The sequence below is a fragment of the Acidobacteriota bacterium genome (assembly GCA_009691245.1).
Taxonomy (GTDB): Bacteria; Acidobacteriota; Terriglobia; order 2-12-FULL-54-10; family 2-12-FULL-54-10; genus SHUM01.
Genome location: SHUM01000012.1, coordinates 1 through 20,552, shown reverse-complemented (window position 1 = coordinate 20,552; position 20,552 = coordinate 1). Strand labels below are relative to the sequence as shown.

The following is a 20,552-nucleotide window of genomic DNA, read 5'->3' as shown; positions in this document are numbered from 1 at the left end:
TAAGAGGAGAATGATGTACGGATATGGATCAGACTTGGTTCTTTGTTGAACATTATGCGCTGATTGCTATGTTCGCCGTGGTGGCCTATCTGCTGGGCGCGCGCCTTACGCGTGGCACGGATTACCGCGGGGCCGCGGAGAAAGTCTCCTTCTGCACAGCGCTGGGCCTTGGGCTAATCTCTCATTTCGTGCTGGCTGCTGGACTATTGCACATTCTGAGCAGTGGAGTGATGTTAGCGGTATTGACGGCGATTACCTTGATTTCACTCCCTCCAGTGAGTGTAACTAGAGAGTGGGTCGCGCGGCTTCCCGGAAGGGTTTCGCCTCTGAAGGTTACTCTCGCTGCACTGACCGTTGCGCTTGCTATTCCTATTCTGCAAATGCCGCTATATCCGCCCACGCAATGGGATGCGATCAGCTATCACCTGGCATCGGCGAAGATTTACGTTCGAGAGGGAGCGGTCGTTTACACGCCTTACCTGCGCTTCCCGGTATTCCCGCAGTCGAGCGAGATGCTGTTCACGCTGATGCTACTGCTGGCTGACGATATTGCGGCGCAACTGACGCAATTCCTGATGATGGCGCTGACTGCGCTGGCGCTATATGGCTGGGGCGCTCGAATGTTCACGCAGCGCGCTGGAGCGCTGGCCGCCGTCTTGTGGCTATCCAACCCCTTGGTTCTCTGGCTGGGCACGGCAGCCTATGTGGATGCGGGGCTTGCCCTGTATCTGACCCTCGCCTTTTTTAGTCTGTACAATTGGCGAAAAATTGAGGCGGAGAATCAACGTCATGGCTGGTTGGCGATTTCCGCCGCGCTATTCTGGTTTGCGGCGACGACGAAGTACCTCGCGCTGTTTCCCATACTTTGCGCGGGGACGTATCTTCTGGCGTATTCCGTCAAGCAACGAAGTCTTCGTCCGGCGCTTATTTTTTCGGTGATCACGATTGCCGTGGCCTGCCCATGGTATATCCGCAATGCCTGGTACACGGGAAATCCCGTGTGGCCGTATTTTCCAGAATGGTTTGGGTTTGGTCCGTGGACCGGTGTCGACATTGCCAACCAGAAATTTTAACAGAGCATTCACGGCCTGGGGAGAGGAATCTCTGCGCTGGTCATGTTGCCGTGGAATGTGATTGTACGTGGCGAAAGGTTTGGTCCGGTGGGATCTTTCCTGTCGCCGATCTATCTGGCGGCGCTACCACTGGCTGCTGGCTATGCATTGTGGAATCGGACATGTAGAGTCCTTTTGGTCAGCGCAGCGGTCTACACAGTTTTTTGGTTCGGAACCGTACAGGTCTTGCGCTACCTGATTCCAGTGGTTCCCCTTATCTCGCTTTGCGGCGCTGCGGCGCTGGATGCACTGCTTTTCTGTTGGAGTTCGCGTTGGAATGCGCTGCGCCGTCCTGTGGCTTCCGCAATTATCACCGCCATCCCTGTTCTCTTGATTATTGGCGTTGGACTGATTCTTCAGGCGCGTTTCAATCCCACGGGGAAAACCGTTTTTGCAAACGGCCTGCCGCCCGTTACGCTGGAGCAGCGCAGCGCATATCTAAGGGCCGCGATTGAACCCTACGAGGATATTGAATATCTGAATCAGCTTCGCGGGCGAGATTACCGAGTGTACTCACTTCCCACCACGAAAATCACTTACTTTGCCGATGGCGCTTTTATCGGAGACTGGATAGGGCCAGCGCGCTATGTCGACTTCGTAAAGCATCTTGAACGGCCTGCGGATTTGCAACGGGAGCTGGCGCGCTATCAGGCGAATTTTTTTCTGGTGCATACTCTGGAGGCAGTAGGCCGCGGAGTATATGAGCGGATGCTGGAAACGGAGATGTTGCAGGGGCGTCTGAAGTTGCTGCGGGCGACGGCCTTCACTTTGCTATTTGCCGTGGAGGCCGCAACTTTGGGGAATACGGTTGGTCCGGAGTTATTGAGCAAGGGCGGGCTGGCGGGCTTGTCGCAAGGGGAGGCCAGTGAGTGGAGGGCTTCGGAAGAACCGGGTGCCGGGTCGCTTAGCGATATTCGCCATGCAGGTTTGATGGCGTATCGTAGCGATGGTCTGACGCACTTGTTCCAAAGAGTTCCGGCAAAACCGGGGGTGCTCTACCGGCACGCGCTCTATTCGCGAGCGGATCGTTCGGGGCAATATGTGCGCCTCCAGTTGCGCTGGTTCGACCATCAGGACCAGCAAATCTCCGAGGATGTGCGCATTGTGCCGGCTCGGGAAAATGAGGGCCTCGACATTTGGACGCGTCGCGCCGTAGCCGCATGTGCGCCGGCGAGCGCTGTGGCCGTGGAGGTTTTCGCCACGGCGAATGGGGGTTCGGAGGTTTGGGTGGATGACCTCTCACTGATGGAGATACAGTATAAGTAGAATTGCAGACTTCCAACGCAATCACCTTGCGGCGGATCGTGAGACAATCGGCACTTGCTGAAATATTGCCGACGATGTTACCCAGACGATGATACCCAGATGACTTCGCAAACATCCAATGGATCAGCCTCCACCAGCCCCAACGCACACAGCAGATCGCACTCAGCCGCTTGCGCGCCGTCAGCCTTCCTGCCGCCGCGCCTGCTGGTGATTATTCCCGCGTATAACGAAGCCGGATCGCTACCCAAACTAATTAGCGAGTTGGCGGCAATGCACAGTTCCGTTTCCGGGGCCGCGCCTTGGCAAATGGACGTGCTGGTGGTGAATGACGGCTCGACGGACAACACTGCCGAGGTGGTCGCGGGCCTGCCGGCTCGTCTCATCACGTTGCCCTGCAACCTGGGCGTGGGCGGCGCGGTGCAGACCGGCTTGCAGTTTGCCGCGCGGCAGGGCTACGATCTGGCGGTGCAGGTGGACGGCGATGGCCAGCATCCGCCGTCGGAGATTCCGCGCCTGATCGAGAAGATGAACGAGGGCGGCTGGGACATGGTGCTTGGCTCGCGCTTTCTTCAGGCGGAAGGGTTTCAATCCTCCGCCGGGCGCAGGCTGGGCATTCGATTGTTTTCGTGGCTACTCTCGGTGCTCTGTGGGCAAAAGTTTACGGACACGACATCGGGGTTCCGCATCTGGAATCGCCGCTCCATTGCCGTGCTGGCGGAGGAATATCCGGAAGACTACCCGGAGGTGGAGGCGATTCTACTGCTCCACCAGGCGGGAATGCGCATGACCGAAGTGCCGGTGCGCATGGCCAGCCGTACCGCCGGGCGCTCGACGATTGGGATGCTGCAAGCGATTATTTTTCTGGTGAAGGTCCCGCTGGCGCTGGCGATGAATCTGATTCGCAAGCCGGCGCCGCGAGTTGCCCGATAGCTCGTGAAGATAGGAGGTTCATATGCAGGAGCATGGCCAGACGTTTGTTTTTCTGATTACGCTGTGCATCTTCGCGCTGGTGCTTTGGCTGGTCCGCCAGCGGCACATCACGGAGCGCTTCGCGGTGCTGTGGGTGGCCATCTCCGTGGGATTGCTGACGGCCTCCTCGGTGGGATACCCATATTTGTTCCGCCTCTCCGAGTTCCTGGGCATACCCACTCCCACCTCGGCGTTGTTTTTGGTGGTGATCTTCGGGCTGACGCTGCTGGTGATCCAGTTGTTCGCCTCCACCTCGAAGCTGAACGAGCGTAGCCGCGTGCTGGTGCAGCAGGTGGCGCTGCTCGGCGATGAGCTGAAGCAAGTAACCGCGCGCACGCGGGAGTTGGAGAAAATGTTGGAGCAAAACAAGTAGCCGCAGCCGCGTTACTGCGCAGGACTCCGCCGCAAGAGCGGGCAGGTGGTGAACGGGGTTACGTCGGTTGCGAACTGCGTGCATTCGGCCTCCACCTGCGCCAATCCGAAGCGCGCCAGGTAGGCGCGATCCTGGTCGACGAGCGGCATGCCCGGCGGAATAGAAGTCAGGCTGCGCAGCGGGCCGTTGTGGCGGGCAATCAATCGTGCGGCGCGGCGGGTGAGATCGGTTTCCGGCCCATTGGGCGGAATGGTCAGATCGTTGAACCGCACCGTGGTGGTGGACGCGGGAAGATACGCAGTTAGATAGCCCATGGGGCCGCCGCCGATCACCACGAATAGGGTGCGCTCCTGCCGCATTGCGGCGGGCAGTCTCACTCCGAACCAACTCTTTCCATACGGCACACGCCATCCCTGGTCTTCGCCGCGCATCCACAGAACGCTAAACACCACCAGGCATGAGAACACAGCCCACTTCATGCGCCGGTTGGTCAGCAGATAATCACACAGCAGCCAGAGCATCCAGCCGGCCAGCAGGGCGAGCGGCTCCAGGTAGCGCTGGATGGCGAACATCCAGGCCCACAGCGCGTAGGAGACAATCCAGAAGATAACCACCAGCCACATCAGCGTGGTGGTGGTGAGCAGTCCTTCGCGGATGCCTGCCTGCCCGGCGGCGGTGTCCTCGCCGTGCCGCCAATTGCTGAGGAAGCGCACCAACGCGGCCTTGCCCGTCCGCATCGTGGCCACCATCACCAGCAGCGGCATGATCACAAAGATGATGGCGAAGATGGCGATGCGGAAAGGGCCCTCGCTGGTGGGATGCTCGCCGACGAGCCACTGGAACGGGAAGCGCAGCATGGCGCTGAACGACTGCGTGGGGAAGCGTGTATCGCGGAATGAGAAGTCCATCATCCAGGGCGAATGGAAGATGTCGTTGAAGTAGGGCATGAAGGGATTGCGGTAGCGCGACCACATCAGCCAGTTCCAATAGCCGCCGGTCAACGCATATCCGCCTAGTCCTCCGGCGGCGAAGCACGCGAAGCGCCGCAGGTTCATGCGCAGCCCGCGCCAGAGAAGCAGCACGGCGACGGTCATCGCGATGGCGTATACGAAGTAAGTCAGCTTAAGTCCCGCGGCGGCTCCCAGCAGCGCGGCGGCGGCGGCGTACGACCATCGGCGCTTGGACTCGCGGCGGTATTTGTCCCATTGCTCCGCCCATTGCCCAGAAAGTTCATCGCTCGCCGCCCAGCATATCAGGCAGAGGCTGCCGATCACGTGCAAGCTCAGGAAAACATCGGCGTCGCTGGACCCCAGGTTGGAGTGGAAGAACGGGTCGGATAGCCCCGCGATGGCGCTGGTGAGCGCGATGGTGGCGGCCATAAGAGGCGAGACATTGCGCAGGCTCAGGCAGGCCAGCGCGAACAGAAGCGCGAGATTCAGGCCCGCCACTCCGCCGAAGATCGCTCCGGTCGTCCACGGCGGCAGATGATTTACCATCCAGTAGCTCGGCAGGTAGAGCAGGGGATTGATCCATGTGTGCATCCCAGCCGGAGCCAGATGTGCGTCCATGCGGCCGGAGAGCCACGCGTAGACGTTGTAGTGGTGATAGTTCATCTGATCCCAGCCGACGCCTTTGCCCACATGCACGGCCCACCACGCCGCGCCCGCGCATCCGGCTATGGCGCACATCCAGAAGCCCACGCGCAGCACCCAAGACTCCCACGGAGCTGGCTGGGCGCGCGGCGTATCGGGAGGGTCGTTATCGAATTGACTCATCGGCGAATGACTCACAAGGAAGAGATCGTTTGGCCTGCGCTACCGGCGGACTGCGCTGCCGGGTTACGATGGAAATATTGCCGGCAGGGAGCGAGTATAGCGCGATTCCGGCAGGCCGCGCGCGCGGAGAATCATGACGAGTTGGAGGGATCAGTTGCGGGCGCTGCGGCAAGGCCGCTGGGAAGTCTACTACGACGGCAACTGCGCATTCTGCCGCAAATGGGCGCGGCGCACGCAACGCATTTGCTGGTCGAGCGTGAGCTGGCGCGATTTTCGCCGGCACAGCCACGATGTCGCGCACCTGAAACCGGATTTCGCGCGCGCCGCCTATCTCATCATCGACCGCCGTGAGGCCTATCCCGGTTTCTCTGGATTCCGCAAACTGCTGCTGGCCATGCCGCCCCTATGGCCGCTGCTGCTGATCGTGTATCTTCCCGGCGCGCGGCGTGTGGGCGATGCACTCTATCGCCGGATCAGCATCCGCTATGGCCCGGTGCAGTCCGCCAAATAGAGCCAGTCCATTTTTACAGTTGCTGTATCAGAGCCCCGACCGCCAGGGAGTGGGCACGCTCGCCGAATATTACGCACCGTTGAACGTGCCCCCTCCCTGGCGGTCGGGGCTCTGATGGCTATATAGCAAAAGTAAAAATGGCCTAGTCCAAAAACAAGAGAGGCTCTGCGCAAGCAGAGCCTCTCTTCTGTGGTGGATGGTTATCCGTTAGAACGTCAGCTTCAGACCAAACTGAATCTGACGCGCGCTGGCGTCGAGCGATTCGGTGATCAGACCGGCGGAGGCGGAAACGCCCGTGCGGTTGGAGAATACGCGTGCGGCGGGATTGCGCATCTGCACGCGGTTGAACAGATTGAAGAACTCGCTGCGGAACTGCAACCGCATACCTTCCGTGATGTTGAAGGTCTTGCCGAGGTTGAAGTTCACGTTGCGCAGATCGGGTCCAATGAGCGTGTTGCGCGTGACGTTGCCGATGGTGCCGGCTGCCGGCGCTCCGAATACACAGGGATCGAAATAGCGATCGCGTGTTCCAATCGGCGTGCCGGCGGCGATCGGGGTGGTGGTTCCCGCCACGACACATCCCGCCGAGGTGCCGCTGGTAACGGTATTGATGTCGACACTGGAATTCATGTTCGGGCGATTGGCGCGGAACGTGTAACCCGCGTCGGCGATTAACGATCCAACCGTGAACGGCAGTCCCTGCTGCAGGGTGAGAATGCCTCCAAGCTGCCAGCCGCCCACAATGGCGTTGACCACGCCACCCGAGTTCAGGTGGGCTTTCCCATGGCCGAGGGGCAGCTCGTAGACGCCGTTGGCGACGAACACGTGAGGAATATTGAACGTGGAGCGCGCACGGTCCAGTACACGGTCCGGCCCGAACTGGCCATTGGCTCCGGTCTCGCCGGCGTAGTTGGTCTCCGATTGCGAGTAGTCATCAATCGATTTCGAATAGGTGTAATTAGCCTGGAAGGTAAGTCCGCGGCTAAAACGCTTCTGGATGGAAGTAACCATCGAATTGTAGGATGAATTCACGTCGCTGGACATCCACTCGATGCGCCCGAAGTTTGGATTGATCACCTGCGGGATGGGGCTGGCGCAGGTAGCCGATACCGCCGGTCCGCAGCCGAAGAACAAGCTGCCGTCGGCGCGCGCCACCGGATTCGGGAAGGTATTCAGCAACTGGCGGCGCGCCAGGTGCCGGGCGAGCGAGCCGACAAATCCCAGCTTCACCACCAGCTCGCCGGGAAGCTGATGCTGGATGGTCAAATTGGCGCGGTAGTAGGTGGGCGTCTTGAAATTATCAAGGTCAAAATGCCGGCTGGCGTTGAAGTTCTGGCCGGACTGCAACACCACCTGTTCAATATTCGGGAAGGCGGCGAAGGAAACATTCGTCGCGGTGGCCCGGAAGTTGAACGGGAGCTGATCGCGGAACGAGACGAAGCTGTTATGCAAAATCTGATTGTGGTAGATGCCGATGCCGCCGCTGAGCGAGGTGGTCTGGTTGGCGCCCAACGCCCAGTTGAAGCCGAAGCGCGGCTCGAAATTCTTGATGTGATTGTTCCACAGCTTGCCGAGCTTGATGTCATTGGGGGTCGAGGTGATCGGGCCATTGGCGAGGTAGGAGATATTGTTGTGGACCTCGCTGACGCCGGTGGTGAACTCCCAGCGCAGGCCCACGTTCAGGGTCAGGCTTGGACTTACACGGTAGTCGGTCTGGCCGAAGAAACCCATCAGCCATGTGCGCAGTCCGCGATTGGTGCTGGAACGGGGCAGCCGGTAGGTGGCGCTGGCGTTCCCGAGTCGGAGCATTGTGGGCAAGTCCGTGAAGGAGAACTGGCCCTGCCAGAACGCCGGGTTGTCCGTGTTCCATTGGAACCTCTGGGCCAGCGCGCCAAACTTCATATTGTGATTCCCACGGGTATAGGAAACCGTGTCCTCATACTGAAAGCTATTCTGCTTATCGTCCACGATGCCGATGCTCATCGGGCCGATGTTGGACACTGCGGAGCCCGCGCCCATCTCGCCCAACGGCACGCCGGCGGCGAATCCCAGGCTCTCGCCGCCTTCCACCTGTCCCGGGGCGGAAAAGCCCAGCGACCGATTGAAGGAGAGCCGCAGCGTATTGACCATGGACGGGCCGAAGATGTGGTCCTCCTGCATGGTGAGCAGATGCCGCGAAGTGGTGGAGATCTGCTTGGACAGAAGATTACCGTTGGAGTTGGACTCGGCCCGGCTGATGGTGTAGCGCGAGAAGAACGAGTCGTTGCTCGATAGGGCGTAGTCTACACGTCCCGAACCAAAGTTCTCAGTTGTGGGGCGGCTCGCATCGTTAGCCAGCAGGGCTGTGCCGTCGCCCAGATCGCGGCCATTGGGCAGTGGGTAGAGATTCATGTAGGGAACCATGCGGGGATCGACCACTACATTGGTGCGCGCCCCATTGACGATGGGGCCGACGCCGATTCCGCGCTTGCCGTCCGCCGTGGGTACGTTATAAACCGCCGACTCGTTCAGCCGCTGGCGGAGACCCTCGTAGCCGAAGAAGTAGAAAGCCTTGTCGCGCGCGATGGGGCCGCCGATGGTGCCGCCAAACTGGTTGCGCTTGAACGGCGGAAGGGCTTTGGGATTCTCAAAGCGCCGCGCGTCCAGCTTGTTGTTGCGCAGAAAGTGAAACAGCGCGCCATGCATGGTGTTCTCGCCCGAGCGGCTGACCGCGTTGATGACTGCGCCGGCGTTGCGACCGTACTCGGCCTTGCCGTTCGCCGTGATCACCTGAAACTCACGAATCGTATCCACGCCCAGCTGCACGCCGGCTGCGCTGCCGGGATTCATGTTACGGGTGTCCATCATGTCCGTGCCGTCGAGGCGGAAGCTGTTCGAGTCGGTGCGCGCGCCGGCCACCGAGAGTTGGGTGGCGAAGCCGTAGTTGGCGCCGCGGCCCTGCGCGACGTGCGGCGTAACCGCGCCGGGGTTCAGCGTCACCAGGTCGGTAAACGCGCGACCGTTCAGCGGCAGCTCGCGGAGTTGTTCCTGGGTTACGTTGGAGGCCACCGACGAGATGGTGGTCTCCACCACCGGCGCTTCTCCGGTGATGATGATCTCCTGCTCGACTGCGCCGACTTGCAGCGCGAAGTTCACCGAGAGTTCCTGGCCCACCAGCAGCGTAACGTCCTTGCGCGTCTCGCGCGAGAAGCCCGTCATCGAAGCGGTGATCTGATAGCTGCCGGGATTGAGCTCGCCGACGCGATAGACGCCCGAGGCGTTCGATGTGGCCGTGCGCGTTAGGCCGGTGTCCATATTGGATACGGTTATCTCCGCGCCAGTTATCACCGCCGAGCTGGGATCGCGAACCACGCCGCTTAGCGCGCTGCTATTGGACTGCGCAAAGATCATGGCTGGTATCGCCAGCGCCAGCATCAGCAGTGCAAGAATCTGTTTCAATTTCATCATTTTCCTCCAAGTAAATGCCGAGGCTTTCCGCCGCTCACTCCGCGGGAAGCGCTACGGCCCATTGCAACTGCAAATGCCCCATCAAATTAGCTGACCAAGCTGTTACCCCATAATAATTCAATCAGGGGTGGAATAGGCAAGAACAATCAGGGGGGCCTGCCGGGGCGTTCAATCCTCGTGACGACCTCGCGGCCGAGGGCCGGCTATAGCGAACGACAGGGCAAAATAAAAAGAGGCTCCGCCAGCGGCGGAGCCTCGCAATTTCAATGCAATGGTCGAGTGACTAGAACGTCAGCTTCAGCGCCAACTGGATCTGCCGCGCCTTGGTGCTTGTGTCGGTGATCCGCCCTGCGCCGGCGACGTTGATGTTGGTTGCCGGGAAGGACAAGTTGGTCTGGTTCAATGCGTTGAAGTACTCGCTGCGGAACTGCAGCTTGGTCTGCTCGGAGATCGAGAACGACTTGCTCAGGGTGAAGTTCAACTGCACCAGCGGCGCTCCCAGCAGGTAGTTGCGCCCGGCCGTGCCCAGCGTGCCGCCGGCGGGATTGCTGAAAATGGAGGTGTCGAAGAACTGCTCACGCGTCCCGAACGGCTCCTGGGTAGCTTTCGTGGCGTCCGCGTTGGGCGAGGTGTTGGGCCGGTTTGCGGCGAAGCCGGTGAAGCCCGGCGCGCGGAAATTGGTGGTAACGGTGAAGGGCAGGCCTTGCTGAATGGTCAGCACGCCGCCAATTTGCCAGTTGCCCAGCACCCAGTCGGCCACGCCGCCCGAGTTCATGAAGCTGCGCCCAGACCCGAACGGCAACTCGTACAGGCCGTTGGCCACGAAGGCGTGCGGGATATTGAAGTTGCAGCGCGCCCGCTCCAGGGTGCGGTCCGGCGACCACTGGCCCAGCGTGGCCGCGGTCGAGTAATTGGTTTCGGAGGACGAGGCGTCGTCTATGCACTTCGAGTAGGTGTAGCTCGCCTGGAAGGACATGCCGTTGCGGAACTTCTGTTGCAGGTTGGCGGTGAGCGCGTTGTAACTCGAATTAGCGTCCGACGACATCCACTCGATCTGCGAGAAGTTCGGATTAATGAACTGCGGCGCCGGCGTCGAGCAAACCGCCGAGGCCGTGGCGCAGGGGAAGAACAGCGAGCCGTCGGCCTGCTTGATGGGTTGCGGGAAGGTGTTCAATCCCTGCCGCCGCGCCAGATGCCTCGAGAAGGAGCCGACATAGCCCACGCGCGCCACCAGCTGGCCGGGCAGCGCGCGCTGGATGGTCATATTGTAGCGATAGTAGGTCGGCGTCTTGAAGTTGTCATGGTCAAACGTTCGCGTAACGCGAAATGCCGCCGCGGTGGGCTGGTCGGCGCCGTTGGCCGTGGTGGCAATCATGGCGCGCACATTCGGGAACACGCCCACCGAGTTGATGCCGGCGAACGAGCCGCGGAAATAAAACGGCTGCTGCGCGCGGAACGAGACCATCGAGTTGTGCAGCACCTGATTGTGGAAGATGCCGAGGCCGCCGCTGAGCACCGTCTTCGACTCCTCGTCGAGCGACCAGTTGAGGCCCAGGCGCGGCTGGAAATTCTTGATCTTGTTGTCCCACAGCTCGCCGACCTTGACGTCCTCGAGTCGCGACGTCTGCGGATCGAGAATGTAGGAGACCAGGTCGTCGGTCTCCTTCAGGCCGGTGGTGAACTCCCAGCGCAGGCCGTAATTGATGGTCAGCCGGGGGCTGACGCGCCAGTCATCCTGCCCGTAGAACCCATACATCGTGGTGCGGATGTGGCGGTAGGTGCTGGATTCGGGCAGCAGGAACGTCGCGCCGGTGCCGGTCGGGCCGGCCAGCAGAAAGTTCGTAAAGCTGTTGAAGGTGATGCTGCCCTGCACAAAGGCCGGCTGATCGGAGTTCCATTGAAAGCGCTGCACCGCGGTGCCGAACTTCCAGGTGTGCGCGCCGCGATTGATGGTCAGGTTGTCGTCGAACTGGAAGGAGTTTTGCACCTGATAAAGTCGCACAATGCCGGCCGGGCCCAGCGTCGAGAGCGGCGTTGGCCCAAGAGAGCCGATGGGCTGGCCGGGCGTGAAGCCGAGATTCTCGCCGCCGGGCGCCTGGCCGGGCGAGATGTCGTTGAATGAACGGTTGAATCCGGCGCGGAACATGTTCAGCATTGTGGAGCTGATGATGCGGTCGTACTGCGCGGTGATGAATTGATTGGCGGAGAGGAACGAGCTGTCCGAGAGCAGTTGCGACGGGATCACGCTGTCGCCGCGGCTGGTGGTGTAGCGCGCGAAGAGGAAATCCTTCTCCGAGTAGGTGTGGTCAAAGCGCGCCGAGCCGAAGTTTTCGTTGGTCGGCTGGACCACCGGACCGAAGTAGTCCGCCGTGCCGTCGCCGTAGCTGCGGCTGCCCAGGCTGGGCGACGGCCACAGATTCACGTAAGGGACGATCGAGGGATGAACCACTACATCGGGTCGAGTGTTGGTTACGGTATTCAGAACTCCGGCGCCGATGCCGCGGCGGCCGTCGGCGGTGGGCACGCGATAGACCTGCGTCTCGGTCAGGCGCTGGCGCAGACCTTCATAGGCTAGGAAGTAGAACGATTTGTCCTGTTTGATGCGCCCGCCCAGGGAGCCGCCGAATTGGTTGCGCTTGAAGGGCGGCAGCGACCCGTTGGGGTTCTGCGCCGTGGGCAGGTCGATGAAGCGGCGGGCGTCCAGCGTCTTGTTGCGCAGGAACTCGAACAGCGTGCCGTGCATATCGTTGGTGCCCGAGCGCGTTACGGCGTTGACGATGGCGCCGGAGTTGCGCCCGTACTCGGCCTTGGCGTTGGCGGTGATCACCTGAAATTCGCGGATGGTATCGACGCCAAGTTGCACGCCGGCGGCGCTGCCTGGCGATCCGTTGGCCGTGCCGTTGATGTCGGTGCCGTCCAGCGTGAAGCTGTTCGAGTCCGACCGCGCGCCGGCCACGGTGAGCTGGGCCGAGTTGCCGTAGTTCGCCGTGCCCTTGGCCTGATTGCCCGGCGTGGAGGCCATGGTGTCCAGCGTAATCAGGTCGGTGAAGCTGCGGCCGTTCAGCGGCAGCTCGCGGAGCTGCTCCTGGCTGACCACGCGCGCCACCGAGGCCGTGGTGGTCTCCACCACCGGCGCTTCGCTAGTAACTACAATTTCCTGTTCCAGCGCGCCGATTTGCAGAGTGAAGCTCAGGCCGAGTTCCTGGCCTACTTGCAACACCAGGTCCTTGCGCGTCTCGCGATTGAAGCCCGCCATGGATACGGTGATCTGATAAGTGCCGGGTGGGAGTTCGCCGACGCGGTAGCGGCCCGCCGGGTCAGACTCGCGCGTGCGCGTCAGGCCGGTCTCCGAGTTGGTTACGGTGATGGCCGCGCCGGTAATTACGGCCGCGCTGGGATCGCGGACCACGCCGCTGAGCGCGCTGCTGTTGGCCTGCGCGAAGATCATCGCCGGCATGGCCAGCGCCAGCATCATCACGGCAAGATTCTGTTTCAAATTCATTTTTTCCCTCCCATAGCGCCGCAGGTGCGCCCCGCTGATTTGGCGGTAGCGCATCGGCCTGTTCGATTCGGAATTGCCCCGTTCAGTTGACTGACCAAGCTGCACCCATAGTAATTCAAAACCAGATGGAGTTGGCAAGAAGTTTATTGATCTATTTATCGAATCCTGTACAAGCTCAACAGCCGAACCAAGAGCTTGTTGAGGGCTTGTTGAAAAAAGCGGCTTGGAATGACACCCGCAACTTACTGCGCGGCGTAGCGTCCGCCGGAGAACTTGAACTCGATCTGCGGGCCCTTCGCCTGCAGGCCCAGGTCGCGCGCCGCTTCGTTGCGCACCACCAGAATCTTGCCGCCCACCACGGTCATGACCGGATAGACGGTTGGAATCTTGTCCTCGGCGACGGTGAAGTAGTCGGCGTTCAGCACCAGCAGGTCGGCCAGCTTGCCGGGTTCGAGCGTGCCGATCTGCTTCTCGCGCAGCATGTACTCCGCCGGCCAACTGGTCATCATCTTCATCAGCGTGATACGGTCCACGGCCTCTTCGGGAGCCACCAGCGCGCCGTATTCGTTCTTGCGGGTGATCAGTGGATAGGCTTCCTTGAAGTAGGTCTCGCTCACCAAGCCGTCCACGCCGGCTTCGTTCTCAAAGGTGGTCTTCACCCCGGCCTTGAGCAGGCTCTTCACCGGGGAAATCCAGTTGGCGTATTTCAGTCCGTACATCTCCAGCCACGGATAGCTCCGCGACAGCACGTTGCCGCCGCAGGAGATGTACATGCCCAGCTTGGCCATGCGCGGAATCTGCTCCGGGCGCGGATAGAAACCGCAGTGGTCCGACGAAAACCGGCGCGAGCGGATGTAGTCGAGCGTGATCGTCGGGTCAACCTTCGAGGCGTTTTCGAGCGCGTCCATGAAGTAGTCCACCGACTTATCGCCATAGGAGTGGCCCAGTGCCACGCGGCTGCGCGACATGATCGCCGCGACCATGCCCTTCCAGTAGGGGTTGCCCGGCGTGTTGCGGCACCACTCGCGCTCTTTCAGTTCGGGCGGCGCTTCCATCGTCGAGCAGAACATCGGCGGACCGGAGTCCACGTTGCCCATGCCCACGCCCGCCGACCAGAAGTAGTCATTGCCGAGCCCGGCCATGTCGCCCAGGCGCATGTAGAATGCCGCCGGGTCGGGATTGTTCTGGAAGCCGAAGTAATGCGTGTAGGCAAAGCGGATCGGCATGCGGTCTTCGCGCACCAGCTTCTGATAGGCGTTCAGGAACTGCAGGCCCATCATGTGCGAGGCGAATGAGGTGATGCCCACGGCGGCGTTCTTCAGCAGGCCCGACTCCACGATCTCGGCCAGCGTGTCGGGGTGCGATTTGAAGTAGCCGTCCACCATCAGCGCGCGACTGTATTCGGTCAGTTCGCCGAAGCCGGTGTCATCGGCCACTTCCATCGGCGGGTAGAAGCCGTAGAGCTTCTCCATATACTTCTTGCCCGCCTCATTCATCATGTAGGCCGGATGCGCCGCCAGCAGTACGGGATTCTCCGGCGCGAGCACGTTCAGATCCTTGGCGGTCATCTCGCGCTTCTGCACGAACTTCACACCCTGGCCGGTGCCCGAGCCGGGATTCTTGGGATCGTTGGTGGGGAGCGTCAGCACCGCCCAGATCCCTGGCTCGGCGTCCGCCATGCGCTCCTTCAGCACCAGCTCGATGCCGCGCTTGATGTCGGCGTTGGTCTCGCCGCCGACCGAAAAGTTGCGCGCCATGGTCGCCAGTTCCTTGGGATGATGCTCCACCCAGTAGGCCACTTCGTTATTGTGGATGTGAGTGTGTGAGTCAACAATGCCGGGAATCACCGTGCGTCCCTTCAAGTCAATCTTCTGCGTATTCGGCCCGGCATACGCCAGTATGTCAGCGTTCGAGCCGATGGCCTGAATCTTGCGGTCGCGGATGGCCACGGCCTGCGCAATGGTGCCCAGCTCCGTGTTCATCTGCACGTTGTCCATGGTGACAATCTTGCCGTTGTGCAGAATCATCTCCGGGTAGGAGATGATCGCCGTGGGCACCGAGGCCCGCTGCTGCGCGAAGGCAGCGGCCAGCGTCAGCGCGACGACCATTGACAAAAGTGAAAATCGGATAATCTGTTTCATCGCCATCCTCCTGAGAACCTTTGCTGTTTGCGAATAAAAATTGCTATTTCAATTCCTGGAAAAAACCGGGCAAGCTCCACTCCATCTGGAGGCTATTGGGCTGCCAGCCAAACTCGGCCATCAAGACCTTGCCAATCTCCTCCTGGGACTTGCCTTCGCGGATCAGTCCGCTCACACGGTTGCGCAGCTTCTCGATATTGTCGCGATAGGATTTGAGTCCGGCCTTGGTGTTGACCGGGCCGTGGCCGGGGATCACGGTCTCGAAGTCCATCTGGAGAACTGCGTCCAGCGTGCGAGTCCACTCGACCACGCTGCCGCCGCCGTTGTAGTCAATCAGCGGCGTTGTTCCGGACATCAAATCGCCGGTGTGGATGGTGCGCAGCTCGGGGAAGTAGATCACTGCGTCGCCATTGGTGTGGCCGCGTCCGAAATGCCGCGCGCGAACCTCCATGCCGCCGAGAAACACGGAGGTCTCTTCGGTGAACACGATGCGCGCCGGCGCAAGATTCGCCGGGGCGTTCGGCTGCTTATGATCGAGGATATTCTTCCGCGCGTTCAGCGTGGAGATAACCTCGGCCGAGGGCAGAAACTTCACGTTGCCGCCCGAGTGATCGGCATGGTAGTGAGTGTTGATGACGTACTTCACCGGCTGGCTGGTTACGCTCCTCAGCTTCTCCATGATCTCATCATAGTTCGGCTCGAACTTGTCATCAATCAGAATTACGCCTTCCCGGGTTACCAGCGCGCCTACGTTGCCGCCGCTGCCGACGATTACATAAAGGTTGTCCTTCACCTTCTCAATTGTCAGCGGTGGCGCCTGCTGCTGCGCGAAAGCAGAGTTGACCAGCGCCGGCGCGACCGACGCCAGTATCAAGAGAGTACGTATAAATGATTTCATTTAATGTCTCCCATATTAACTCTCAGCCACTCACTAACCCCTTTCACAACTGGTGAAGAGATTACGAGTTCCAACTGAGCCCCGTAGGGGCGATAGATAGTAGCCCACGGCGCAAGCCGTGGGTGGCGGATGCAAGGAGGAGGCACCAGCCCCGGCAGGCGCGAAAGAGAACTTATTTAGGTTCTTTCGCCCCTGCCGGGGCCGGGTGTTCTTTCCTTCCGTAAACTCCGGGCTTACGCCCGGGGCTACTATATGCCGCCCCTGCCGGGGCTGAACGCATCACGAAACTTATTCATACCGCGAACTGTTCTCAAACGTGATTTCAATGCCGGTCTTCTGTTTGCCGATCTGCGGGGCGAACTCACTGTGCAGGAAGCGAATCTTGCCGCCGCTGACCGTCATCCAGGGATAGATGCCGGCGATGTCATCGACCGGCACGGAGAAGTAATCCTTGTTGAGCACCACGAAGTCGGCCCACTTGCCCGGCGCGATGGTGCCAATCTTGTCCTCGCGCAGCATGTAGTAGCTGGGCCACGACGACATCATCTTCATCAGGATCACGCGGTCCACGGCCTCCTGCGGCGCGACCATCTGGCCCGCGTGATTCTTGCGGGTGATGAGCGGGACTACATCATTGAAGTATGTCCGGCCTTTAGTTCCGGCCACGCCCGCTTCATTCTCGAAGACTACTCGCACGCCGCCATCGACCAGGCTCTTGATGGGCGAGATGCGGTTCTCGTATTGCTGCAGGCCGTAGAGCTTCAGCCACGGATACGAGCGGTCCAGCACGTTGCCGCCGCAACTGATGAGGTAGCCGAGCTTGGCCATGCGGGGAATCTGATCGGGCCGCGGATAGAAGCCGCAGTGGTCAGACGAGAAGCGGCGCGAGCGCACGTAGTCGAGCGTCATCCAGGGCTGCTCCTTCATGCCCTGCTCGATGGCGTCCATGAAGTAATCGACGCCCTTGTCGGCGTAGGCATGGCCGAGCGCCACGCGGTTGCGCGACAGGATCGCGGCGTAGATGCCCGCGCCCTGCGACGTCCCCGGCGCGTTCTTGCAATACTCGCGCTTCTTGACTTCCTGCGGCGCCTCCATCGTGGAGCAAAACATGGGCGGGCCATCGTCAATGTTGCCCACGCCGACGCCGGTGGTCCAGAACCACTTCGAGCCCATGCCGGCGAAGTCGCCCAGGCGCGTGTAGAACGCCGCCGGGTCAGGGTTGTCCTGGAAGCCGTAGTAGTGCGTGAAGGCGAAGCGCACGGGGAGCCGCCCGGCGTTATCCAGATGGCGATAGCCGTCCATGAAGCGCAGGCCCATCATGTGCGAGGTAAAGGTGGTGATGCCGGTCGCGGCGTTCTTCAAGAGGCCGTCCTCAATGATCTGCGCCAACTCGGGGATGTGGTCCTTGAAGTAGCCGTCCACGATCAGCGCGCGCGCGTAGAGCACCAGGCCGCCCTGCTGATTCTCGTCCATCTCCTCGCCGATGCCCACCACCGGCTCGAAGCCGTAGAGTTCCTTGATGGCTTTGCGCGCCGCGTCATTAATCATATAGGCCGGATGCGCGGCGACGAAGACGGGATTGGTGGGCGCCAGCTTGTTCAGATTGGCCAGCGGCATGATGTGGTCCTGCACATAGCCGACGCCGCGCCCCATGCCCGAGCCGCCTTCATTGGCATTCAGGTTCAGGAATGCCCACTGGCCCTTGGGCGCGTTGGACATGCTCTCCTTGAGCACGATCTCGATGCCCTTGGTGATGTCGGCGTCCTTGTTGCCGGGGATGACGAAGTTGCGCGAATACTTGTCGAGAACCTCGGGATGCTGACCCACCCAATAGTTCAACTCGTTGTTGTGGATGTGGGTGTGCGCATCGACGATGCCGGGGATGACCACCTGCCCTTTGAGATCAATCTTCTCGGTGTTGGGCCCGGCCAGGTCCAGCATCTCGGCGTTGGTGCCGATGGCCAGAAACTCATCACCGCGAATGGCCACGGCCTGCACAATGGTCCCCACGCGCGTGGTGGTGGACTCGTCGTCCATGGTGTAAATCTTGCCGTTGTAGACGATCATGTCGGGATAACCGACCAGCTTGGGATGCACCGACACCCGCTGCTGCGCATATGTCATGCGAGCGCCCGGAATTGCCGCCAGCATGATTGCCACGAAGTAAATCCAGATGCCAAGCCTTTTGCGCATGTAGTCGCTCCTCAAATCATATCTTCATGGTCTATATACCGAGAGTCTTGCAGCGCAGGAAGCCCCACGAACAGCGGTCCTCTGCACTGAAAGCCAAGTGTGGCCATTCTACTTTCCGGGTCCGTGCTGGTCAAGCGGCAATCCACGGGGGCAGGGAAGAGATGCTCGAAGTACTAAACCCTATTCCCAAGCAAATCCCAAATTCCAAAGACAAAATCCCGAACGGTGGCGCGATCAAGGTTCTCCGGATGCCTGTAATCCCGCGGTACAAACCCCTCCGCCAAAGTGTAAACATGAATGCGCAGCCGATCCGGAACTACTGTGACAGCGCGCGGAATTCTGTTTCCCGTGAAGATCGGCTGCGTTAATGCGAACCAGACACCGACCAGCAGCAAAAGAAAGCCGATCATCAACGAAACGATTACTCGTTTCATAGTTTTCCTGTCTAGGTATCCACGGCATCCTTTTTGTGCCGTGGGTTCCAGCGGGCGAAAAGCCCACGGCACTAAAATCGTGCCGTGGCTACATCCCTTCCGGGTGCTCGCTCTTGCCGGCCACTTTGTACTGGCCGAAGTCGAGTGACTTGTCTTCCTCGAAGTTGCGGATCACGGGCGGGGCGAAGTTGAAGCCGAACTCACTCCACTCACTTACGATCTTGTCGTAGACTTCTTTGCGTATCCGGTTGCGCTTGGCGAAGACCTTCAGGTACTTGTGCTCCTTGGTCGCGTTGATGAGCACTTTCGAGCCCCAGGGCCGCTCTTCCGGCGGATTCTTGGTGGGATCAAGATACGTCGACCAGGTTGAGCGCAGCACGTCGAGGTCGGTCTCCGGATCGCAGCGCGTGGACATGGCCCACATCACTTGATGAATGTCCGTGCAGTCGATGTCGTCATCCACCACGATGATGAACTTGGTGTAATACGCGCCGCTGGGCACCTGCGCCGCCAGCGCGGCAACTTGCGAGGCGTGACCCGCGTAGCGCTGCTCGATGGAGATGGCCGTCGCGCCGAATCCGCCCGCCGCTTCCGGGAACGCATAGACACCCTTGATGCCCGGCACGCCGACTTGTTCGAGGTCGGTCCAGATGCGCGCCGAGCGGGCCACGGCGAACAGCAGGCTCTGCTCGCAGGCCGGGTAGTCGGCCATCAGCGCGCAGGTGAGGATGGGATTATTGCGGTAGCGCACGCACTTCACGTCGATGATCGGAGTGCGCGCCTCGGGCCGACCGTAGTAGCCGGTGAACTCGCCGAACGGTCCTTCCAAGCCCTCATTGCCGGGGCGCATCTCGCCCTCGATGATGATCTCGGCGGAGGCCGGCAGCAGCAGCCCGGTAACGTCGCTCTTGAAAACTTCAATCGCCTCGTTGCGCAGTCCGCCGGCGTAGTCGTACTCGGACTCGGTTTTGGGCAGCGTCTGGCAGCCCACGGTGAACAGCAGCGGATCGGTGCCGTAAGCGGTGGCCACGGGGAAGGTCAGGCCCTTGGCCCAATAGCGCTCGGCCATCAGGCGCGCGTCCTTGCCCGGCGACCAATAGACGAACAGCTCGCGCGCCGACTTCACCATTTGCCGATAAGTCCCGAGATTAATGTGGCCGTCCTCCAGATCGCGTGTGAGGAAGACATCCCACGTGCCGAGGTAGCGGCCGCCATCGAGCGGCCACATCTTGGGCGCGGGGAAGATGGTGATGTCGGCATCGGCGCCCATCTTGATGTTCTCATTCACCGCCGCTGCGCTGGCGTCGATCACCTTGGGCGGAATCTTGCGGCGAAAATTCTTGCGCAGCATGTCGGTCAGCTCGGCCACCGACTTGCCCGTCGGAAATCCAAAGGCCGTGGCGATGCGCTCCTTGCTGGTGCCGAAGAGATTGTGCAGGGTGCGGAAGCCGGGCTGCGCGTCCTTGATATTCTCAAACAGCAGCGCGGGCGCGCCCTCGCGCTGCCCGACAATATAGTTCAGCGCCGAGGTCTCCTCGTTCCAGTCCATCTTCTTCTTGATGGTGGCCAGCTCGCCCATCGCTTCCACTTCCGCCAGCCAAGTCCGCAAATCCCGCATGTGTCCCCCGAAAAATAGTTGATTAGAAGCTATTGCATAACCTCGCTCCAGGAGCGTAAGGGCACGGTTTTAACCGTGCCCTTACAATGCTGTCAATCAGGTTGTGCAACAGCTACTAGTATCCCTCAACTCAGTCAGATATTCCCAAAGCTTCGCGTGTCCCGGTGACCTGCCCGGCGATTTCGATACCAGCCGAAGTGAGAGAGAATCTCATGAAGGAGGTATTTGAATATGCCGATGCAGAGGTACAAACCAGAGCAGATCGTAACGGTGTTGCGGCAGGTTTAAGTGGCGGTGGCCAGCGGGAAGACAA

General features: G+C 60.6%; 13 protein-coding genes. 5 read left to right on the top strand and 8 right to left on the bottom strand.

Annotated elements, in window-relative coordinates:
• The first annotated feature begins 23 nt into the window (after nt 1-23).
• The 4 genes from EXQ56_04640 to EXQ56_04625 all read left to right on the top strand — a co-directional run bounded on the left by EXQ56_04640 (nt 24) and on the right by EXQ56_04625 (nt 3,720).
• Nucleotides 24-1,073, top strand: coding sequence for a phospholipid carrier-dependent glycosyltransferase (locus EXQ56_04640; protein MSO19740.1), 1,050 nt, complete (start codon nt 24-26; stop codon nt 1,071-1,073).
• Between the two features lie 333 nt (nt 1,074-1,406).
• The gene (locus EXQ56_04635) at nt 1,407-2,378 is read left to right on the top strand and encodes a hypothetical protein (GenBank protein ID MSO19739.1); all 972 of its coding nucleotides are present in this window, start codon (nt 1,407-1,409) and stop codon (nt 2,376-2,378) included.
• Between the two features lie 99 nt (nt 2,379-2,477).
• On the top strand, nt 2,478-3,308 hold the full coding sequence (locus tag EXQ56_04630) for a glycosyltransferase family 2 protein (GenBank protein ID MSO19738.1): 831 nt from the start codon (nt 2,478-2,480) through the stop codon (nt 3,306-3,308).
• 22 nt (nt 3,309-3,330) lie between these two features.
• Entirely contained in the window at nt 3,331-3,720 is a 390-nt protein-coding gene (locus EXQ56_04625; GenBank protein MSO19737.1) for a DUF2304 domain-containing protein, read from the top strand.
• An 11-nt stretch (nt 3,721-3,731) separates the two neighbouring features.
• On the opposite strand, the gene EXQ56_04620 is transcribed toward EXQ56_04625, so the two are convergent.
• A complete protein-coding gene (locus EXQ56_04620; GenBank protein MSO19736.1) occupies nt 3,732-5,495 on the bottom strand; it encodes a DUF2029 domain-containing protein in 1,764 nt (587 codons plus the stop codon).
• A gap of 133 nt (nt 5,496-5,628) precedes the next feature.
• On the opposite strand from EXQ56_04620, the gene EXQ56_04615 reads away from it, so the two are divergent.
• Nucleotides 5,629-6,006 carry a DUF393 domain-containing protein gene (locus EXQ56_04615; GenBank protein MSO19735.1) on the top strand — a complete coding sequence of 126 codons (378 nt, stop codon included), beginning with the start codon at nt 5,629-5,631 and terminating at the stop codon, nt 6,004-6,006.
• A 207-nt stretch (nt 6,007-6,213) separates the two neighbouring features.
• Here EXQ56_04615 and EXQ56_04610 read toward each other — a convergent pair whose 3' ends face one another.
• From EXQ56_04610 to EXQ56_04580, 7 genes are all read right to left on the bottom strand, one after another.
• Nucleotides 6,214-9,453, bottom strand: a complete 3,240-nt coding sequence (locus EXQ56_04610; GenBank protein ID MSO19734.1) for a TonB-dependent receptor — start codon at nt 9,451-9,453, stop codon at nt 6,214-6,216.
• A gap of 283 nt (nt 9,454-9,736) precedes the next feature.
• Nucleotides 9,737-13,009: a TonB-dependent receptor gene (locus tag EXQ56_04605; GenBank protein ID MSO19733.1), complete on the bottom strand. Its 3,273-nt coding sequence runs from the start codon at nt 13,007-13,009 to the stop codon at nt 9,737-9,739.
• A 188-nt stretch (nt 13,010-13,197) separates the two neighbouring features.
• On the bottom strand, nt 13,198-15,102 hold the full coding sequence (locus EXQ56_04600) for a hypothetical protein (GenBank protein MSO19732.1): 1,905 nt from the start codon (nt 15,100-15,102) through the stop codon (nt 13,198-13,200).
• A gap of 37 nt (nt 15,103-15,139) precedes the next feature.
• The gene (locus tag EXQ56_04595; GenBank protein ID MSO19731.1) at nt 15,140-15,994 is read right to left on the bottom strand and encodes an MBL fold metallo-hydrolase; all 855 of its coding nucleotides are present in this window, start codon (nt 15,992-15,994) and stop codon (nt 15,140-15,142) included.
• Between the two features lie 288 nt (nt 15,995-16,282).
• Nucleotides 16,283-18,187, bottom strand: coding sequence for a hypothetical protein (locus EXQ56_04590; GenBank protein MSO19730.1), 1,905 nt, complete (start codon nt 18,185-18,187; stop codon nt 16,283-16,285).
• Between the two features lie 173 nt (nt 18,188-18,360).
• Nucleotides 18,361-18,621, bottom strand: coding sequence for a hypothetical protein (locus tag EXQ56_04585; protein ID MSO19729.1), 261 nt, complete (start codon nt 18,619-18,621; stop codon nt 18,361-18,363).
• An 88-nt stretch (nt 18,622-18,709) separates the two neighbouring features.
• On the bottom strand, nt 18,710-20,239 hold the full coding sequence (locus tag EXQ56_04580) for a UbiD family decarboxylase (protein ID MSO19728.1): 1,530 nt from the start codon (nt 20,237-20,239) through the stop codon (nt 18,710-18,712).
• Between the last annotated feature and the right edge of the window lie 313 nt (nt 20,240-20,552).

What these genes read in the sequence shown, in the direction of transcription:
- EXQ56_04640 (MSO19740.1), top strand. Translation starts at nt 24, where the DNA reads ATGGATCAGACTTGGTTCTTTGTTGAACATTATGCGCTGATTGCTATG.
- EXQ56_04630 (MSO19738.1), top strand. Translation starts at nt 2,478, where the DNA reads ATGACTTCGCAAACATCCAATGGATCAGCCTCCACCAGCCCCAACGCA.
- EXQ56_04625 (MSO19737.1), top strand. Translation starts at nt 3,331, where the DNA reads ATGCAGGAGCATGGCCAGACGTTTGTTTTTCTGATTACGCTGTGCATC.
- EXQ56_04620 (MSO19736.1), bottom strand. Translation starts at nt 5,495, where the DNA reads ATGAGTCAATTCGATAACGACCCTCCCGATACGCCGCGCGCCCAGCCA.
- EXQ56_04615 (MSO19735.1), top strand. Translation starts at nt 5,629, where the DNA reads ATGACGAGTTGGAGGGATCAGTTGCGGGCGCTGCGGCAAGGCCGCTGG.
- EXQ56_04610 (MSO19734.1), bottom strand. Translation starts at nt 9,453, where the DNA reads ATGATGAAATTGAAACAGATTCTTGCACTGCTGATGCTGGCGCTGGCG.
- EXQ56_04605 (MSO19733.1), bottom strand. Translation starts at nt 13,009, where the DNA reads ATGCGCTACCGCCAAATCAGCGGGGCGCACCTGCGGCGCTATGGGAGG.
- EXQ56_04600 (MSO19732.1), bottom strand. Translation starts at nt 15,102, where the DNA reads ATGGCGATGAAACAGATTATCCGATTTTCACTTTTGTCAATGGTCGTC.
- EXQ56_04595 (MSO19731.1), bottom strand. Translation starts at nt 15,994, where the DNA reads ATGAAATCATTTATACGTACTCTCTTGATACTGGCGTCGGTCGCGCCG.
- EXQ56_04590 (MSO19730.1), bottom strand. Translation starts at nt 18,187, where the DNA reads ATGCGCAAAAGGCTTGGCATCTGGATTTACTTCGTGGCAATCATGCTG.
- EXQ56_04585 (MSO19729.1), bottom strand. Translation starts at nt 18,621, where the DNA reads ATGAAACGAGTAATCGTTTCGTTGATGATCGGCTTTCTTTTGCTGCTG.
- EXQ56_04580 (MSO19728.1), bottom strand. Translation starts at nt 20,239, where the DNA reads ATGCGGGATTTGCGGACTTGGCTGGCGGAAGTGGAAGCGATGGGCGAG.